Here is an 18,213-nt window from a genome sequence, read left to right on the forward strand (position 1 = left end):
AAATGATTAAGCATACGGAACACCCTGATTTAGAAAAAAAATACAATGCCATCGGCACACCATTTCTCTATTTGGATAAACAAAAATTTTTGAGCAACCTTGCTCAAATGCGCAGCCATATGTCGAAACTAGGCACACCACTAAGGCCCCACTTTAAGACCGTAAAATCGTTAGATGCGCTTCCGTACTTAATTGACTCTATAGAGGATCCAATCACTGTATCCACCCTTGAAGAAGCAGAACAGCTTGCCAGTTATGGTTGTAAAGACATTCTCTATGCTGTTGGCATATCAAAAGAAAAGCTATTGCGAGTCGAACTGCTACTGAAACGTGGTATGAGTATTGTGGTTTTACTTGATAGCATGGAACAAGTCGATTTCGTTAACGCCTACTGTCAAGAACGTGGGTGTGTTATTAGCTGCCTGATAGAGATTGATTGCGACGGACACCGAGGTGGAGTAAGTGCAGATTCCGAAGCCCTGATTGCAATGGCTAAGAGCTTAGGTAAGGGTTTGGGCAATTTTAAAGGGGTGATGCTCCACGCAGGTGAGTCTTACCACTGTAAGTCTCGAGAAGCGTTAAACCAATCCGCCAGTAATGAAGTAGCGACTGCACAACTTGCGGCGAAACGCCTCGAGTCGGTTGGGATTTACTGCGAAATAGTCAGCGTGGGTTCTACCCCGACGGCATGCTCATACACAAACACAAGTGGAATCACAGAAGTCAGAGCTGGCGTCTATTCATTGTTTGACTTAGTGATGCATCGGCTTGGAGTATGTACTTTAAACGATATCGCAATCTCAGTAGTAAGTAGTGTTATTGGACACAACAAATCGAGGGGGCAAATATTTGTTGATGCTGGATGGATGGCTCTTTCTTTAGATAAAGGTCATGACGAACAATGTTATGGCGTGGTTCTCCAACCGAATGGCCAAGAGAGTCAAATACTGAAAGTAGTGCAGGTAAATCAAGAGCACGGCATACTCGAAGCGGCTTCTGGAAGCGAGATCGACTTCGAATGTTTTCCCATTGGTTCTAGAGTACACATCGTCCCAAATCATGCATGCTCTACAAGCGCGATGCACAGTAAATACTATGTCTTTGACTTGGTCGAGGGTCAAATTGAGCAATGGCAACGTGTTTCAGGGTGGTAAACATGATTTATCTAGATGAAAAAACGACAGCAGCGTTAATTTCTCACGAGCTGGCATACAAAGCGGTCAAAGCGGCATTTTCTTCAGTACAAGATCAGCACTCATCAATATTTCCGGTCGTTAACGCATCAGGCCCGATCGAAGGCTCAATGTTTTCACTCAAATCAGCATGCACAAATCAATTACTTGGTTGGAAAATGGGAAGCTATTGGCCTTGCAATAATCAGTTTGGGCGACCGAACCATGGTACTCATATCTTTCTTCTTTCACCGGATACGGGGGAAATGAAAGCCATTTTGTCAGCAAGTTTGGTCAATGCCTACCGAACTGCAGCAGCTGATGCCATCGCTGTTGATCTACTGGCGAGACAAGATTCATCTGTACTCGCGTTATTTGGCACAGGTCATCAAGCTAAATACGAAGCGCTTGCCATTTCAAAAGTTAGGAATCTATCTAAAGTCCTGATTGTTGGTAGAAATCAGACTAACGCCAACCAACTAGCGAAAGAGCTAAGCAAAGAAGGGTTAACAACAGACATCAAATCCGCTCAAGAAGCCTGTGAAAGCGCAGATATTATTGTTACCGTTACAGCGTCCACCGCTCCTTTGTTTGAATCTTCATGGGTAAAACCTGGAACTCATATTTCTGCAATGGGAGCAGATAAAATAGGAAAACAGGAACTTCCACCATCGCTATTTGAGAACGCCACCCTCTATTGTGATTATTTATCTCAGTCCAAAACGATTGGTGAGTTCCAGCATGCGCCAGATAAAGAGATCTATCAGATCGGTGACAAGCTTCAATTAAAAGAAAGGAACAAAAACGACATTACTATTTTTGATAGCTCAGGAATTGCCTATCAAGATCTTTATATTGCGCAAATAGTTTTAGATAAATACCTATCCAAGGGAGATGACCATGAATAACGTTAGCTTTTTAAAAATAAACGGTAACACCATCGATGACATTATCGACCTCTCTGTGGAAGAGTCCCAAAAACATCTCATTGCTAATAACGCAGAATGGCTTGCAGAGGCGAGTTTCAACGACGATAGCGTCAGTTACGGCATTTATTTAGACGACAAGCCAGCAGGGCTCATCTCTCTTATCGATCCAAGACTACTCGACAAGTTCGATGATCACTTTCAAAAGGATCATTTGTACGTGTGGCGCGTCATGATTGACCATCGTTTTCAAGGAAAGGGATTGGGAAATCAAGCGATTAACTTTAGTAAGCGATACGCTTCCATTATCGGTTTACAAGGCGTGTCCCTGACAACAATGGATAAAGAGGAAGGGAATGCTCTCCATATTTACCAAAAGCTCGGATTTATACCAACGGGTAGAAGACTTGATGATGAAATTGAATTAATTTTTAGCTTCAAGATATGATTTAATAATCGGTTTAGATGGTTCAATAAATTACTAACAATTAAACCTTATAGTAAAACATGAAATAATTATTTTAATCTTACAATCACTCGTTAATTAACACGTAAAAACGAATTTTAATTTATCAATTTGGAGAGCTAGTGAAAAACATACCTGTATATGCCATTTTTATTATTTTATTTTCAGGGTGTAACTATGAGTATGAATCATACTCGGAATCATATACCTCAAAGATTATTAAAAATGTTGTGCTAGACATAGAATGTGTTAAATCTTCTCTTGATAAAAATTTAGAATTTAATACAGTGACTGAAAGTAAAAACTCTCTTCGAACCAGCATTTCGGATATTGAAGTGCAAATAAAGGTGACTGAGAATGAATTAGTCATCGTGTCTAAATACAAAACAGAGAGTAAACATGACAAGAATATTTATATTGTAAGTGCTGTTGGAAAGAGAGTTGAAAGAATCATTTTTAATGATTGTGATTATTAAAAATGAACATCACCGTCTAAATAATTGCATCCTTGCTTATAAAGTTCATGAGTTCCATCAGCTTGAAAATTTATAGTTAACCCTGTTTATTGATAACATTTTCTAGACAAGCTAATAGAATCGAATTTATATGCATACAGTCAAGTAAAGAGTGTTATTGCTGGTAACTTGGCATTAGCCAAATTCAAGTAAAATAAATGAATTACTCCCATTCAATTTCACAAGGCTAGCAAGCTTTGGGGCAAAGGTGTTTCAGAACCTGTCGTCCCGACGGATTTTACCCGAAGGATAAAAAAACAAGTCCACCTGTTTCGATGGACTTGCTTTGCTTATTTATTTACCTCTCGGTGAGACACTGCTTCTACGCGGAGCATTGACTCTTCCGCCATGATGTTTGCCAATATTACTTGGACAGTGTTTGTCATGGTCAAAGTGACTGGATAATGGGCCTCTTCCTTTACCGCCTCTTGGCATAATTCCCCCTTAGTGAATTTTACTCACGATGGGTGACAGGAACCTTCTATTCTAAGTCTAGTTGATCCTGATTTATCACGACGGAATACAGCTCAAATCTCGCAATTTCAATCAAGCAAAACCTGGGGCGTATTAACGTTTCAATTTAGAGCCGGTGATGACTGAAAAAGTCTTTAGCCAAGGCTACCCAACGACCAATTCCCGATTTGACAGGTAAAGTGTTACAATCATTCCATTCGAAAATTTTGGTGAACACAATACCATCGGTGCTGGAAGCTGTTATGGCAAACTATTTTTTAACAAAACGGTTTGCTACTCCACCAGCATAATCACAAAGTAAAAGGGCATATTTTTTTAATGGTTAATAACACAATTCAATGGTTTCCGGGGCATATGCATAAAGCACGTAAGGAAATCGAAGAAGTCGTTCCGCAGATTGATGTGATTATCGAAGTGCTGGATGCCCGCATACCTTTCAGTAGTGAAAACCCTCTTATTTCTTCTATTCGTGGCGATAAGCCTTGCGTGAAGGTGCTGAACAAGCGTGATCTGGCCGATCCGGAGCTGACACAGTTATGGATTGATCACTTTGAAAAAGAAAATGACGTAAAAGCCATGGCAATCACCACTGCCAACCCTCAGGAAGTACACAAGATAATGGAGTTGTGTCGTAAACTGGCTCCACATCGTGAAGCGATGGGGAAAAACATCCGCACCATGATCATGGGGATCCCGAATGTCGGCAAATCAACCATCATCAATACTCTGGCAGGTAGAACCATTGCCCAGACAGGCAACCAGCCTGCGGTCACCCGCCGCCAGCAACGCATTAACCTGCAAAATGGGATTGTATTGTCGGATACTCCGGGGATTCTGTGGCCGAAAGTAGAAAACCCGCACAGCGGTTTCCGCCTTGCGGCTACAGGTGCAGTCAAAGATACCGCCATGGAGTATGACGAGGTTGCATTTTATACCGTTGAGTATCTTGCGAAACAGTACCCTGATCTGCTTAAAGAAAGATATCAGATTGATGAACTGCCAGAGACAGAAATTGAGCTGATGGAAGCGATTGGTGCAAAACGGGGCTGTCTGCGGGCCGGTGGCCGTGTTGACCTCCACAAGGCATCAGAAATTCTGCTGCATGAACTGCGTAACGGCACTCTGGGTCAGGTAACACTGGAACTACCGGAGATGATCACCCAGGAACTGATCGAAGTAGAGATAGAAGCGACCAGAAAAGCAGAAGAAAAAGCGAAAAAGAAAGAAGAACGCAGAAAGCGTTACCTGAAGAATAAAAAATAATCAGACGAGATATGGAGAGTGTAAATAAATCTGTGAAAAAGGCGTACCGAACAAGCACGCCTTTTATTCCTCGTGACTCAATCGTGAGTGTGCGGAGCTGAGATCGCAAAGTTTGTATCCCAACATTTTTACGAGGTCTAAGAGTTGATTATGTATCCAACCAAATTGTCTGTAAGGTTTCCATTCCTCCATGTTGTTGGGTCATATTTACCTTACACTTTAAGTCTGGCCTATTTTAGTGAAAACGCAAATAAATATATCAAATTTATACACCTATAGGTCTCGTGATGCAGATCTATGGCCTTCACCAAGAACCTCATTTTTGTGATATTAGATTGCATTGATGGAGTGAATAAAGCCTTTATTGCCAGAATATTTGTGCTAACATGCGACGCTCATCACACTCGGTAGCCACCAACATTAAGGAGATTGTTTTTACCCGCCATGCCTAGAGTTATCAGGTTTTCCCACTCTTCCACTTTCTTTCTTACCAGGCGGACTCTTTCCACTTTACTGCACTGTTCAGAACCTTAGCTACTTTATCCGTTGGAATTGTTTATTAATGTAATTTTAGTTTCTTATCCTTCAATAAAGAGGTTTCTAACCTAATGACCAAAAAAGAGAAAATAAAGCATTCTTTGCTTGCTCGGATGCCTAAAGATGCGATAAACCAGTTTCTCTCAAAAGACAAAACCCCAGTTTCCGTTTTACTTATGTCTTTACTGGTCGGCATTCTTGCCGGTCTTGTCGGTACTTACTTTGAGTTAGCCGTTCACTTTATTTCCGAAACTCGTACTGAGTGGCTCAAAAGTGAAATCAGCCATACAGTTCCACTGTGGCTTGCCGCCTTTCTGATCAGTGGGTTTCTTGCTTTTATCGGTTATTTTCTTGTTCACCGCTTTGCTCCCGAAGCAGCCGGATCCGGTATTCCGGAAATTGAAGGTGCGATGGATGGTATTCGCCCAGTCCGTTGGTGGCGGGTATTGCCGGTAAAATTCTTTGGTGGTATGGGTGCTTTAGGTTCAGGTATGGTGTTAGGCCGTGAAGGCCCTACAGTGCAAATGGGCGGGGCAATTGGCCGAATGATTACCGACATTTTCCGCATTAAAAATGATGACACCAAGCATTCGTTATTAGCTTCCGGTGCTGCCGGTGGCTTGGCTGCGGCTTTTAACGCACCACTAGCTGGTATCATGTTTGTCGTTGAAGAAATGCGTCCCCAGTTCCGTTACTCTCTGATATCCATCAAGGCCGTTATCATCGCTTCTATTTCGGCGAATATCGTCTTTAGGATGATTAAAGGACAAGATGCGGTGATTACCATGCCGCAGTACGCTCCACCGGAGCTTCCGGCCTTATTTCTGTTCCTTCTTTTAGGTGTGTTATTCGGTATTTTTGGAGTGATTTTTAACCGTTTAGTCACCTTTTCACAAGATATGTTCACTAAGATCCATAAGCATATACGCAGCCGTTACCTGCTTACCGGAACATTAATTGGTGGTACTTTCGGTCTTCTTCTTTTATATGTACCTGAACTGACAGCAGGCGGGATCTGGCTTATTCCTCATATTACGAACGGTGATTACGGTGCTGGCTTCCTTCTTCTTCTTTTCCTGGGCCGGATTCTGACAACACTGGTGTGTTTTGGCTCCGGGGCTCCTGGCGGGATATTTGCGCCGATGCTGGCACTAGGAACCTTATTTGGGTATGCGTTTGGCTTAATAGCAAGAAGCATTTACCCTGAGCTGGATATCGATGCAGGCATGTTTGCCATTGCAGGTATGGGGGCGTTATTTGCGGCAACCGTTAGAGCCCCGATTACCGGTATTTTACTGGTTATTGAAATGACCAATAACTATTATCTGATTCTGCCATTGATCACGACTTGCCTGGGAGCCGTTATCTTCGCACAGATGCTTGGTGGTCAGCCTATATATAGTCAGTTGCTACGCCGGAGCCTGAAGAATACCAAATTACGGCAGGAAGATTTACCCGATCAACAGTAATCTGGCTGCAGTCAGGGTGTAGATGGCTCCCTCTCATCAGCAATAACAGACAGGATTTGACGAATGTCAGAAATTTCCTGGACGGCGGACAAATTAGCTTTAGGGCTATAGGCATTGGCCCTGAAGTGGTAAGTCCGCATGCTGGCACCAACTCCAGCCTCTACACCCAGAGGGGTATCATCTATGTATATGCATTCCTGAGGCAATACCGCCATATTCATCGCAGTATACAAAAGCAGATCGGGGTCGGGCTTCCAACTGTTTGCATCAAAAGCTGAAAACAGAGCCCCCCTGAATTCTTCAAGCAAACCAGTTAGATCAAGAAGAAACTCCATTTTCCGTTTAGGACTATTGGATACGACACAGACTGCGACGCCCCTCTCCTTCAACTGACGGATAACCTCCGGAACCCCATCGACGGGTTTTAAGTCCGATTGCAGCAGAGTCTGGATACGCTCGCGATAAAGAGGTTCCAAAATATCCAATGACACATGAATATCCAACCGCTCGCACGTTTGTGTCAGGATATCCGCGAGCTTTCCACCTTGAAAATTGGCAACCAAATCATCTTTAGTGACATTGTCACTAAAACGACTAAACACATAGTATAACGCATCAAGACAACAGCGCTCGCTATCGATTAAAGTACCGTCACAATCAAAGATGATACATTTTACTTTTCCCGTATCCATAGGCTAAGTCCGTTATTAGTCATAATATTTATCTTATGCCGGAAATAACCATGAGGAAGAGCTGAAGCAGTAATGTGATAAGCTCATCATGCAGATAAGGAGAAAACTTAAGACTTGATCACCAAAAAACGGTTTATTTCTCAACCCAAATCGTACCATTTGCTCTATCGATGTTAAGAAAATCGACTAATTGTTTTACAAACGGCAGGTTAAATGAAGTCGTTGACGATATATCAGCACTTTTTGCGTATTCGGCATCAACAACGACATCTGAAATGAGAATTTCTTCACCTTGCTGAGTCACAATCGCGCAAGCGACAGGGCTTGTATCTATAAATCCAATATAAAGCCGGCACTCCTCACTTAAAATGATCTGTGAGAAAAACTCGAGCACATAAGCCCTTTCCTGTTCTTCGGCCCATTGCGATGCCTGGAGTACTGAAAACATCACGGTTAACCGGTGAAAATCGATCAGATACAGTTCATCTACAAATGAAGACAGAGGATTGGCGTCAAACGCTAGCGTTTCAAGGTGGGAATACCGTTTGTTTTTCTCGAGCTCAACATACAGGTCTCGCCCTTTCAGACTTTCTTGCGTCGGATACTGCACTTCAACCTGACTGATAAGCCATTCATTCTTTTTCTTAACAATTTCTGGAAGTAATTCCATTTCACCAGCACACCTTCTCTGTTTTACATCACGGTGATACTCAGTTAGTACCCCCATATATCACATGAAACAGGTGTACAGATCATGGATGCAGGATCGGAGCTGCACGCGGTTATCAATGTGATAAGCAATACTAACAGTACTGATTTTAAAGGAAACCTTATTCTCATTAAGTCCTGACCTTTTTTCGCGAATTGAGCTGAAGTCCTTTATTATATCGGCAGAAATAGCCTTTTCTTTATACCTGGAGTATATGATAAATTGACTGTAACTGTTCTCAAGAGATATTCATTATGAAGAAGCAACTGTTTGTTTTACCTATGCTGGCACTCGTACTTTCCGCCTGTGATAACAATGAAGTCGGCGATGTCAGTTTAGGGGTATTTACAACCAAGGACATCAAACTGAATGTGCTGACCGATCCTCTCATTCCTGGCGTTACCTGCCATGTTGCCAGTATAGAAGCCAACCTGGACTTATCAGACCCGAGTGATTCTTCTATTGCCTGCCGTCAGACCGGTGACATTACTGCGGATATGATAGCCGTCATTGATAAGTCCAAGGATGGTGAAATTGTCTTTAAAAAGTCCAAAAGTATTTTCTTCAAGACAATGAAAATACGCCGGATTTACGATGCAGGCTCACAGACACTGATGTACCTTTCTTATTCGACCAAAGAAACGTCCGGAAGCTATAAACACAGCCTGTCAACGGTGCCTTTGTGGGGTACCAGCGCCTATAATAGCGACAAAAACAAACAATAACTCTTTATTTTAATGGTACTAGCAAGGATTAAACTGCCAGTACCATTATTTCCGGTAAACCCTGCTACTGAAAATCCTTTACAAAGCACAATTGCACGGTATTATCCTTACGCAAACGTTTGCCACATGAAAACCACGCGTATTTAGGTGAGGCCGGAGTAATAATGCTTACTGATATTCAAATCTGCCGTAAGGCAACACTACAGCATATCGAAACCATTGCTGACCAGGCAGGATTAGAGAAAAGTGAGGTCACTTCCCACGGACCTCATAAAGCAAAAGTCTCTCTGGATAGCTTAGAACGCTTGCAGGAAAACAAAGACGGCAAACTCATTCTGCTGACCGCCATCACCCCGACGCCTCTTGGCGAGGGTAAAACAGTGACCACTATCGGACTGGCTCAGGGGTTATCACGCTTAAATCAGTCTGTCATGGCTTGCATACGTCAACCGTCGATGGGCCCGGTATTTGGCGTTAAAGGCGGAGCTGCGGGAGGCGGCTACAGTCAGGTTGCCCCAATGGAAGAACTCAACCTGCATCTTACCGGTGATATCCATGCAGTAACCGCCGCCCATAACCTAGCAGCAGCGGCTATTGATGCCCGTATTTTTCATGAACAAAAGAGCGGCTATCAGGATTTCGAAGCAAGAACCGGCTTACGCGCATTACGTATTGATAGTAACAATATTCTCTGGCGACGGGTGATGGATCACAACGATCGTGCGCTGCGCATGGTCACCATTGGCAAAAACAGTGAAGGGAAAACGGTTAATGGCTTTAAAAGAGAGGAAGGCTTTGATATTTCAGCCGCCTCTGAACTTATGGCTATTCTTGCTCTTGCCCGGGATCTGCAGGATTTGCGTAAGCGGATTGGAAATATTGTCCTCGCTTATAATCTCGATGGTGAAGCGGTGACCGCTGAAGATCTCCAGGTTGCAGGAGCCATGACCGTTACTATGAAAGATGCTATTGAACCAACCATGATGCAGACGCTGGAAGGAGTGCCGACTCTTATTCATTCAGGTCCATTTGCCAATATTGCTCATGGTAATTCGTCCATCATTGCCGATAGACTGGCATTAAAACTTGCTGACTATACCGTGACAGAAGGTGGCTTTGGATCGGATATGGGCTTTGAAAAAGCCTGTAATATAAAGTCAAATGTTTCAGGTAAAAAGCCTGATTGTGCCGTGATTGTAGCAACACTTAGAGGGCTAAAAGCGAACTCAGGCCTATACGATCTTCGTCCCGGTCAGCCCCTTCCGGATTCACTCTTTAATGATGATGACAAAGCATTACAAGCCGGCTTTGAGAATCTTAAATGGCATATTCGCAATGTTACTCGCTATGGGGTTCCTGCGGTGGTCGCCATTAACCGCTTTCCACAAGACTCCGAACAAGAACTGCAGCAGCTGACAAACATGATTCAGCAACTCGATTACCCAGTCTCGGTTGCCGTCAGTGAAGCACATGCCAAAGGTGGTGAAGGCGCGGTAGCTCTGGCTGAAAAAGTCATACAAGCTTGTAACACGCCACTTTCGTTTTCTCCACTTTATCAACTGGCTCAGCCACTGGAAGAAAAGCTGATGGCGGTCGCTGAAGTAGGCTATGGTGCGAAACAAGTTATTCTGTCTGACATCGCCAGAAACCAGCTTGAAAACTTTAAGCAACATGGGTTTGATCACCTTGCCGTGTGCATGGCAAAGACACCGCTTTCTATCTCAACAGATGCCAGTATCAAAGGCGCACCCAACGATTTTGATGTCTATATAAGGGAGTTGAAACTTTGTGCGGGTGCCGGATTTATTTATGCACTGTGTGGAAATGTCATGACCATGCCAGGTCTGCCCGAGAAACCGGCGTTTATGAATTTGGATATTGATGAAAAAGGTCATGTTATCGGGCTGAGCTAAACCAGCCCGAATGGGCGGCCTCTGTGTTGATCAGTAATCCCCAGGGGCACGCCCTAGTACCGGTCAATAATCAAAGTCAGTTCAGCTCGTCGATTACAGGCTTTACCACTTTCTGAACGGTTAGAACACTCTGGCATGTATTCGCCATACCCACGGGTGTATACGGAACCGGACGGTACGTGCTGCTTTAAGAACTGTTCTTTTACCTGAGCAGCACGATTCTGAGAGAGCTTATCATTCAGCGTTTTCTTACCTGTGCTGTCTGTATGCCCATCAATAACAATATTCACCGACTCATGCCTTGCCAGAAATTGACCAATTTGGTTCAACCACTTTCTGGAGTTCGCAGACACATAAGCCGAACCTGTATCAAATTGTATTTTCTTTTTAATTTTTACCATCAGGTGATTTCCCGGCACAACCTGATGGGCAATGCCTAACTGATTTAAGAAATACACCAACTCATCCTCTGTATCGCTACGCTTTTCACCATAAGGACCTTCAACATACGACGTCGGGGCCACGATCTCCCTATTCACCACAGGAGCCTCCTGAGGCTCGCCCCATTCTGGATTCCTTACCTGAAACTCGTTCTTGGGAGCAGTATCCAACATACTATTTCTCATCAGGGACTGACATCCACTTAATGTAATCATTCCGACTAAGGCAACTATCAACACACCAGCGTATTTTTTCATGAGAATAACCATTAACTGTCCCGCACTAAACCTGATACTACACTATCGGCCTTTTTCCGTTTTTCTTTACCAGAATTCACCCAGTAAGCTGCCCGACACAGGAATCTGCGGAAAATATCACACCCAGGTATACTGACACACATCCGGACATATACTTTCTAATATCATGACTTTATACCTGACGGCTTAGGCGGTAAAATCAGACGCTACTTCTATCATTATTACCAAGGATGACATCGTGTCGAAACCTCTTTATATCCTTCTTCTGATTATTCTGGCTGGTTTTTTTATTTACCGGGCCTGGAATAATTATAAAGCAGCAGAAAAAAACTACGCGGAAGGTCAGGCTTTCTTGCTGGAAAATGGTCAGAAAGAAGGTGTTATTACTACCGACAGTGGCCTTCAATATTTGGTACTGGAGAAAGGAACAGGAACCGAACACCCTACCCCGACAAGCAAAGTTACCGTGCATTATCATGGAACGCTCATTAATGGGACGGTATTCGATAGCTCAGTACAACGTGGTGAACCCATCACTTTTGGCCTTAATCAGGTGATTAAAGGCTGGCAGGAAGGTGTGCAGAACATGGTGACAGGCGAAAAAGTCCGTTTATTTATACCAAGTGACCTCGGATACGGGAAGGGAGGTTCAGGCCCTATCCCACCGGCAGCGGTACTTATTTTTGACGTAGAACTACTGGAAATTCAGTAACTCTATAACCATATTGCAAGGCTCAGGTATTGGAAAAATCCTTATATATACGACAATACCTGGGCTCTATATAGCGATATCCGAGGTGAACCTGCTCTTTTATAGCTTTAAGTGAAACTCTATGGCTTAGGATGAAACTCAAAGCTTTCTCCGACAACAAGAAAACAGTCCATACCTGCCGCGTGGGCAGCCTGCTTACCCAATTCTGTATCTTCAAATACAGCACACAACTCTGGTGAAAGACTTAATTTTTCAGCAGCCAAAAGGAATGTATCCGGGTTAGGTTTATATTTTGTGACGTCTGTCGCTGTCACAATTGCCTGTAAGAGAGGCAGCAGATCTCTTTCTTCCAGAAGCCTCATCGCATTGTTTCTCTGGCTTCCTGTCCCTATAGCCGTCCGAAACAAACCCTGAGCACTTTTCAGGACCTGAAATGTGTGCGCGATAATATCGCCATGATATTCAATTTCATCAAAACACTGCATCTTATAAGTAGCGACTATTTTTGGGTCAAGCTCCAGTCCATACCTTTCATTAATTTCTAACGTAATCTCAGGGCTGGGCATCCCTCCCATTCCATGAATCCATTCACGGTCATAAGGAATATTGAACTTCTGAGCCGTCCGCTCCCACGCATCTAAATGCGCCGGCATGGTATCAATCAAGGTACCATCCATATCAAAAATCAAACCCTTATATTTTGAAAGATCAAGATTCATACTACATTAGCTCCTTTCGTTGCAATGAATTGCCTTGAGCGGAAAACGTTACCACTAAAACTTATAGCGTCAACTGTATCATATAAGGGAGTTGTTTATTAGAGATGCTCTGACCATTAATTTCTGTATAATCCAGATATAGTAATGGAAAATTAGTTATCAACTCCCTTAATTTACTGGCAATTTTACTCCTACCCTAGTGAGAGCGTTGCTGGAATTGATATATAAAAAATGGAAGAAAAATAATGCATCAAACAACCCGTACCATGCCCGCACATAAACACATTGCTCTTGTAGCACATGACTCTTGTAAGCCAGACCTGCTTCGCTGGGTACAAGAGAATAAAGAGAAGTTGCAAGGCCATTTCCTTTATGCCACAGGAACCACCGGAGCCATGCTTAGCAAGCAAACCGGCCTGGCTATAAAAAGTATGATTAGCGGACCTATGGGAGGCGACCAACAGCTCGGGGCGTTAATATCAGAAAAACAAATCGACGTATTAGTCTTTTTCTGGGATCCACTCAATGCGGTTCCCCATGATCCTGATGTTAAAGCTTTGCTTCGTATTGCCAGCGTATGGAATATCCCCGTTGCCGTAAACCGAGCGTCTGCAAACTTTTTGTTTGAATCATCACTGATGAGTAAAGACGTCGATATTGAAATTCCGGATTACGACAGGTATCTCGCAGAAAGGGTGTAAGTCAGGCTTAACCCGGCAGACAATAGAAATTATAAATGAAAGGTAAAACAGGTTAGCCTGTTTTACCTTTTTTTCGCTGTAGGGTAATCCCCGGCAATGAGTTCCTGAACAAAAGTCGATGGATGCCCTCCGTGTGTTACCCATACTTTTTCTTTAGCCCTGGTGAGGGCAACATAGAACAGGCGTCGCTCTTCGGCGTGAGGGAAGGTTTCTGAAGAAGCCGATAAAACAGAATCCAGATGACGCTGTCTTTCTTTGGCTGGAAAATGCCCATCGTCTACACTCAGAATAAACACATAATCCGCTTCTTTCCCTTTACTTGCATGGCACGTCATGAAGATGATATCGAGCTGAAGGTACGCTTCCTGCCAGTCACTTAACAATTCAGGTCTATGGTAGTGATTTCTTCCCAAAAGGAGCACCGACTTCTTCGACTTCACTTTCTTATTCAGATCATGTAATTCGCGTTCGATACTCCTGACAGGAAGAATAAACACGGCTTTTTGTTTCTGCTGCCTGAAACTGTTCAGATCTTTTGGTAACTGGTCTGGATTCCTCGCAATAAAACCATTAGCCACAGCACCTATCTGACTGTTAAACCGGTAAGTGGTATCCAGATAGTGAATAGAAGAGCAAGGGTAACGTTGAGAAAATCCCGTAATCAAATCAACATCGGAACCGGCGAACTGGTAAATGGCCTGCCAGTCATCACCTACAGCAAACAGGGAAGTCTGCTGCTCACCTTTCCGTTGCTCACAAATAGCTTCAATAAGCGCCAGCCGATCAGGCGAAATGTCCTGATATTCGTCGACCATGATAAACTTCCACGGAACCTTGAAACGCCCTCGGTTTACATATTGGGTCGCCCGGGTAATCATGGTATGAAAATCTATTTGATTGTCATCTTTAAGCATGGATTGCCATGCCTGATAACACGGCCAGACCAGTGCCAGTTCACTATTTAACCTTGAGTATTCAGGGTGATTAACCAGCTTTTCCTGCAACACTTTTTTCTTCTCGTGCAGCATACACAGCATATCTAACTGTTGCCCCAGCCAGGCAACCAGTTTGGGATTTTCACTCTGGCTTCCCAGCTCATCATCCCCTTTCAGATACGCTATCGGCCACTGAGAAAGGTGTTTCTGCCAACGTTTGAAATTGTTCTGCTGAGACCAGTGCTGTTTCAGCCATTGCGAACACCAAAACTGTTTTTTCTTGTTATCCGTTGCCAACGGAGAAATAACGACTGGTTGCTCCTCGACCTGATTCAGAATTCTTAAACCAAGCTGATGGAATGTATTTACACTGACCGCATCGGAAGCCATACCGACTTTATTTTGTAGTCTTTGTTGCATCTCCTGCGCGGCGTCTTTACCAAACGCGACCATTAACAATTCATCAGCCTGAGCCATATGGCTTTGTAAGAGATAAGCAACGCGGGCGGTTAACACACTGGTTTTCCCCGACCCCGCTCCGGCCAGGATCAGGTTATGATCATTATTAAGCAATACTGCTTTTTGTTGAGACGGATTAAGCGGTGAAGATTCAACCTGTGCAAACAATACTTCCCAGTTATGACATTCCTGGTCAACCCAGCACCGGTTTCTTTCTTTTGCCTGAATCTCCGGCTCTCGACGCCATAGTGAAATATCTTTCAGCTCATCAGGGTACCTTTGCTCCGCTTCTTCCAGGCTGATATTGATTGCTTTAAGCCCTTCCTCCACACTATCTGCCCATCGGTTTACTTCCGAATCAGCAAGGAAAGAAGGCTGGTGAATAAGCATAAACAGGGATTTTTTCCACTCAGGGAGCTGATGGCGGATCTGTCTGCACTGCTCGGCATCCCATTCCTGATAACGAAGTAAAGCCATGCGGACAAACTGTCGCAGAGCTTTCCAGGGAAGCCCCTGCACGACCCAGGCCTCAACCTGATTATCATGAGCAAACGAGTAAAACGTTAAGCTTCCCCAAACACAACCTCTTTCCAGAGTAACTTTGCCACTCCACACAGAGAAAGGGATACGAACTTCCCTGATTGCAGACGTTAGTATAAGGCGGTCTTCCTCAAGATGAATCTGACTGTATTCATCCTGAATAAAAAACCGGGCCATTTTTCCCGCCCTGATCTGCATCATCTCTTCCACTATAATTCTTTATAAAGTAACATCTTATAAACAGGTGACCTTTAGATACAACGTTCATTATAAACGCCTATAAATCACTTAAAATCATTAATGACAAAGTACCGTATCATACTCAGCCTGACTGAACTATAGAATACTGTATAACCTTGTCTTTTCTTTAAATAATTTGAGCAAATTGTTATGTTTACCTTCAGACATTGGGCCAAAAAAGCGGTAAGCCCAATACGCACATTCAATCACAGCGGGCTTATTCTTCTGTCATTCGCTGGTGTCATTATACCCTGTTGGTATCTGAATCAGTTTGCCCCGATCACACCACTGATACTTGGGGTCATTGCGGCAGCCCTTACAGAAACGGATGACAATCTCAGTGGTAAGCTCAAAGCTCAGGGGCTGACCCTTATCTGCTTTGCCATTGCAACTTTTTCTGTTGAAGCGTTGTTTGGGGAGCCGGCTTTGTTCGCTTTGGGTCTCTTCTCTTCTTCATTTGGCTTTATTATGCTGGGAGCCATTGGCCCGCGCTATGCGACCATTGCTTTCGGGTCATTACTTATTGCCATTTATACCATGCTGGGTGCTGATGAAAGTGTACACCTCTGGTATCAGCCCTTCCTGTTACTGGGTGGGGCCATCTGGTATTACTTCCTTTCATTGATCTGGTATGCACTGTGGCCACTGAAACCCGTCCAGGACAATCTTGCTCGTGTGTTTGAGCAGTTGGCAATCTATATGGATACCAAACGAAAACTCCTTCATCCGGTTTCCGACCTGGTTCCCCAGCCATACCGTATTCAGGAAGCCAATTTAAACGCAAAAACCGTAGCGGCTCTCAACCAGAGCAAAGCCAGGTTTCTTTCCCGTTCTAAACGAGGCCGGGTAGACGGGCCAACGGATCGCTTTTTAAAAATCTACTTTCTGGCTCAGGATATTCACGAACGGGTCAACTCTACCCATTATCGTTATCAGGAACTAGCGAAAGCTTTTAACCGCTATGATGTAATGTTTCGCTTTAAACATTTAATGGAGTTGCAATCTGAATCATGTAAAGCCATTGCCGATTCAATCCGGGAAGGCAGACAATATAGCCACAATACTGCCTCCACAATGGCAATGGATGAGTTACAGAAATCTATCCAGCATCTTGAACAGCAAGACCGTCCAGAATGGAAAGATCTTCTGGTACAACTCCACTACCTGTTCGAAAATTTATTGACTGTTGAAAAACTGCTATCGAATGTCAGTAATCCTGATGTTATCGATGTTATCGAAGATGATGAGCTTAGTGATACTACACCAAACAGCCTGAAAGCAATGTGGCAGAAAATCCGTTCAAATTTCAGACTGAGTTCCCCGCTGCTTAGGCACGCAATAAGAGTGTCACTTGCTCTGGTTGCCGGATTTGCCGTCATAGAGTTTATGCAGGTGAACCGTGGATACTGGATCCTCCTGACGGTTTTGTTTGTGTGTCAGCCTAACTACAGCGCCACCAGACAAAAACTGATTTCGCGTATTGGCGGCACTGTTGCCGGATTATTATTAGGTGGCTTGTTGCTGACTCTGTTTCCGTCACAAAGCAGCCAGTTGTTTTTCATCGTTATTTCCGGTGTCGCCTTTTTTGCTTTTAAAGAAAACAACTATAGCTATGCCACCGCGTTTATTACGATTCTGGTCCTGTTCAGCTTCCACCAGATTGGTGAAGGTTACGCAGTGATCCTGCCGCGCCTCTTCGATACCCTCGTCGGCTGCCTTTTGGCTGTAGGCGCTGTGACCCTGCTTCTCCCTGACTGGCATTCCAGCAAACTAAACAAAGCAATGGCAAAGTCCGTGGAAGATAACCAACAGTACCTTGCCCAAATTATTGGTCAGTACCGATTAGGGAAAAAAGACGACCTCAACTACCGTGTTGCTCGCCGTAATGCCCATGACAGTAGTGCCGATTTAAGCTCCATTATCACCAATATGCTGGCAGAACCCGGAAGACACAGGGCTTCTGAAGAAGATAGCTTTCGTTTTCTGACCCTGAATCATGCTCTGCTAAGTTATATTTCGGCCCTTGGAGCTCACCGAAAGCAATTGGATAGTCAATCCGTTCATAAGTTGATCCTTGATGCACACCGGATGATCCACCAGCATCTGACCATATTGAACCAGCAACTGACTAACCAATGTGAGCATTGTGCACCTGATATTGACGAACTCACCGTAGAAAAACGTTTATCTCAGTGGCGGGAAGCCGATGAAAACTCGGCCCGGATGATTCTCCAACAACTGCATCTTATCTACCGGATGATGCCTGAACTACATAAACTGGCCGATAAACTGGCCTCTACATCTGTTGAAAAAACAGCCAAAACAGATTAGGCTTGTACTAAGTAGTA

At 43.8% G+C, this 18,213-nt stretch carries 16 protein-coding genes; 11 read left to right on the plus strand and 5 right to left on the minus strand.

Annotation, left to right across the window (positions count from 1 at the left end; translation table 11 throughout):
• The first annotated feature begins 2 nt into the window (after positions 1-2).
• The 6 genes from DI392_RS16495 (at position 3) to clcA (ending at position 6,822) form a co-directional block, all read left to right on the plus strand.
• Positions 3-1,154, plus strand: coding sequence for an alanine racemase (locus DI392_RS16495; protein ID WP_017066872.1), 1,152 nt, complete (start codon positions 3-5; stop codon positions 1,152-1,154).
• A gap of 2 nt (positions 1,155-1,156) precedes the next feature.
• Positions 1,157-2,080, plus strand: a complete 924-nt coding sequence (locus DI392_RS16500) for an ornithine cyclodeaminase family protein (protein ID WP_017066871.1) — start codon at positions 1,157-1,159, stop codon at positions 2,078-2,080.
• Positions 2,073-2,546 carry a GNAT family N-acetyltransferase gene (locus DI392_RS16505; protein ID WP_050907316.1) on the plus strand — a complete coding sequence of 158 codons (474 nt, stop codon included), beginning with the start codon at positions 2,073-2,075 and terminating at the stop codon, positions 2,544-2,546. Before DI392_RS16500 ends, DI392_RS16505 begins: the two co-directional genes overlap by 8 nt.
• A 140-nt stretch (positions 2,547-2,686) precedes the next feature.
• The gene (locus DI392_RS16510) at positions 2,687-3,040 is read left to right on the plus strand and encodes a hypothetical protein (RefSeq protein ID WP_109320794.1); all 354 of its coding nucleotides are present in this window, start codon (positions 2,687-2,689) and stop codon (positions 3,038-3,040) included.
• 831 nt (positions 3,041-3,871) lie between these two features.
• Positions 3,872-4,816 carry a ribosome biogenesis GTPase YlqF gene (gene ylqF / locus DI392_RS16515; RefSeq protein WP_109320795.1) on the plus strand — a complete coding sequence of 315 codons (945 nt, stop codon included), beginning with the start codon at positions 3,872-3,874 and terminating at the stop codon, positions 4,814-4,816.
• Positions 4,817-5,424: 608 nt separating this feature from the next.
• Positions 5,425-6,822 carry a H(+)/Cl(-) exchange transporter ClcA gene (clcA, locus tag DI392_RS16520; RefSeq protein WP_109320796.1) on the plus strand — a complete coding sequence of 466 codons (1,398 nt, stop codon included), beginning with the start codon at positions 5,425-5,427 and terminating at the stop codon, positions 6,820-6,822.
• Positions 6,823-6,833: 11 nt separating this feature from the next.
• Here clcA and DI392_RS16525 read toward each other — a convergent pair whose 3' ends face one another.
• Together DI392_RS16525 and DI392_RS16530 are read right to left on the minus strand one after the other, a co-directional pair.
• Positions 6,834-7,514 carry an HAD-IA family hydrolase gene (locus tag DI392_RS16525; protein ID WP_109320797.1) on the minus strand — a complete coding sequence of 227 codons (681 nt, stop codon included), beginning with the start codon at positions 7,512-7,514 and terminating at the stop codon, positions 6,834-6,836.
• Between the two features lie 133 nt (positions 7,515-7,647).
• Positions 7,648-8,184, minus strand: coding sequence for a flavodoxin (locus DI392_RS16530; RefSeq protein ID WP_109320798.1), 537 nt, complete (start codon positions 8,182-8,184; stop codon positions 7,648-7,650).
• A gap of 293 nt (positions 8,185-8,477) precedes the next feature.
• On the opposite strand from DI392_RS16530, the gene DI392_RS16535 reads away from it, so the two are divergent.
• Entirely contained in the window at positions 8,478-8,948 is a 471-nt protein-coding gene (locus DI392_RS16535; protein WP_109320799.1) for a CreA family protein, read from the plus strand.
• Positions 8,949-9,112: 164 nt separating this feature from the next.
• On the plus strand, positions 9,113-10,861 hold the full coding sequence (locus DI392_RS16540; RefSeq protein WP_109320800.1) for a formate--tetrahydrofolate ligase: 1,749 nt from the start codon (positions 9,113-9,115) through the stop codon (positions 10,859-10,861).
• A gap of 53 nt (positions 10,862-10,914) precedes the next feature.
• Here the strand turns inward: DI392_RS16540 and DI392_RS16545 are convergent, their stop codons facing one another.
• Positions 10,915-11,559: an OmpA family protein gene (locus DI392_RS16545; RefSeq protein WP_181388452.1), complete on the minus strand. Its 645-nt coding sequence runs from the start codon at positions 11,557-11,559 to the stop codon at positions 10,915-10,917.
• Positions 11,560-11,797: 238 nt separating this feature from the next.
• Between DI392_RS16545 and bamJ the strand changes: the two genes are divergently transcribed.
• Positions 11,798-12,271: a BamJ family beta-barrel-assembly machinery protein gene (gene bamJ, locus DI392_RS16550; protein ID WP_109320802.1), complete on the plus strand. Its 474-nt coding sequence runs from the start codon at positions 11,798-11,800 to the stop codon at positions 12,269-12,271.
• Positions 12,272-12,390: 119 nt separating this feature from the next.
• On the opposite strand, the gene DI392_RS16555 is transcribed toward bamJ, so the two are convergent.
• A complete protein-coding gene (locus tag DI392_RS16555; protein ID WP_109320803.1) occupies positions 12,391-12,990 on the minus strand; it encodes a beta-phosphoglucomutase family hydrolase in 600 nt (199 codons plus the stop codon).
• A gap of 245 nt (positions 12,991-13,235) precedes the next feature.
• On the opposite strand from DI392_RS16555, the gene DI392_RS16560 reads away from it, so the two are divergent.
• Positions 13,236-13,691, plus strand: a complete 456-nt coding sequence (locus DI392_RS16560) for a methylglyoxal synthase (protein WP_109320804.1) — start codon at positions 13,236-13,238, stop codon at positions 13,689-13,691.
• Between the two features lie 62 nt (positions 13,692-13,753).
• On the opposite strand, the gene helD is transcribed toward DI392_RS16560, so the two are convergent.
• Positions 13,754-15,823 carry a DNA helicase IV gene (gene helD, locus DI392_RS16565; protein WP_109320805.1) on the minus strand — a complete coding sequence of 690 codons (2,070 nt, stop codon included), beginning with the start codon at positions 15,821-15,823 and terminating at the stop codon, positions 13,754-13,756.
• Positions 15,824-16,015: 192 nt separating this feature from the next.
• Here helD and yccS point away from each other — a divergent pair, with 192 nt between their 5' ends.
• Entirely contained in the window at positions 16,016-18,196 is a 2,181-nt protein-coding gene (gene yccS, locus DI392_RS16570) for a YccS family putative transporter (protein WP_109320806.1), read from the plus strand.
• The last annotated feature ends 17 nt before the right edge of the window (positions 18,197-18,213 follow it).

Source organism: Vibrio albus (assembly GCF_003144035.1).
Taxonomy (GTDB): Bacteria; Pseudomonadota; Gammaproteobacteria; order Enterobacterales; family Vibrionaceae; genus Vibrio; species Vibrio albus.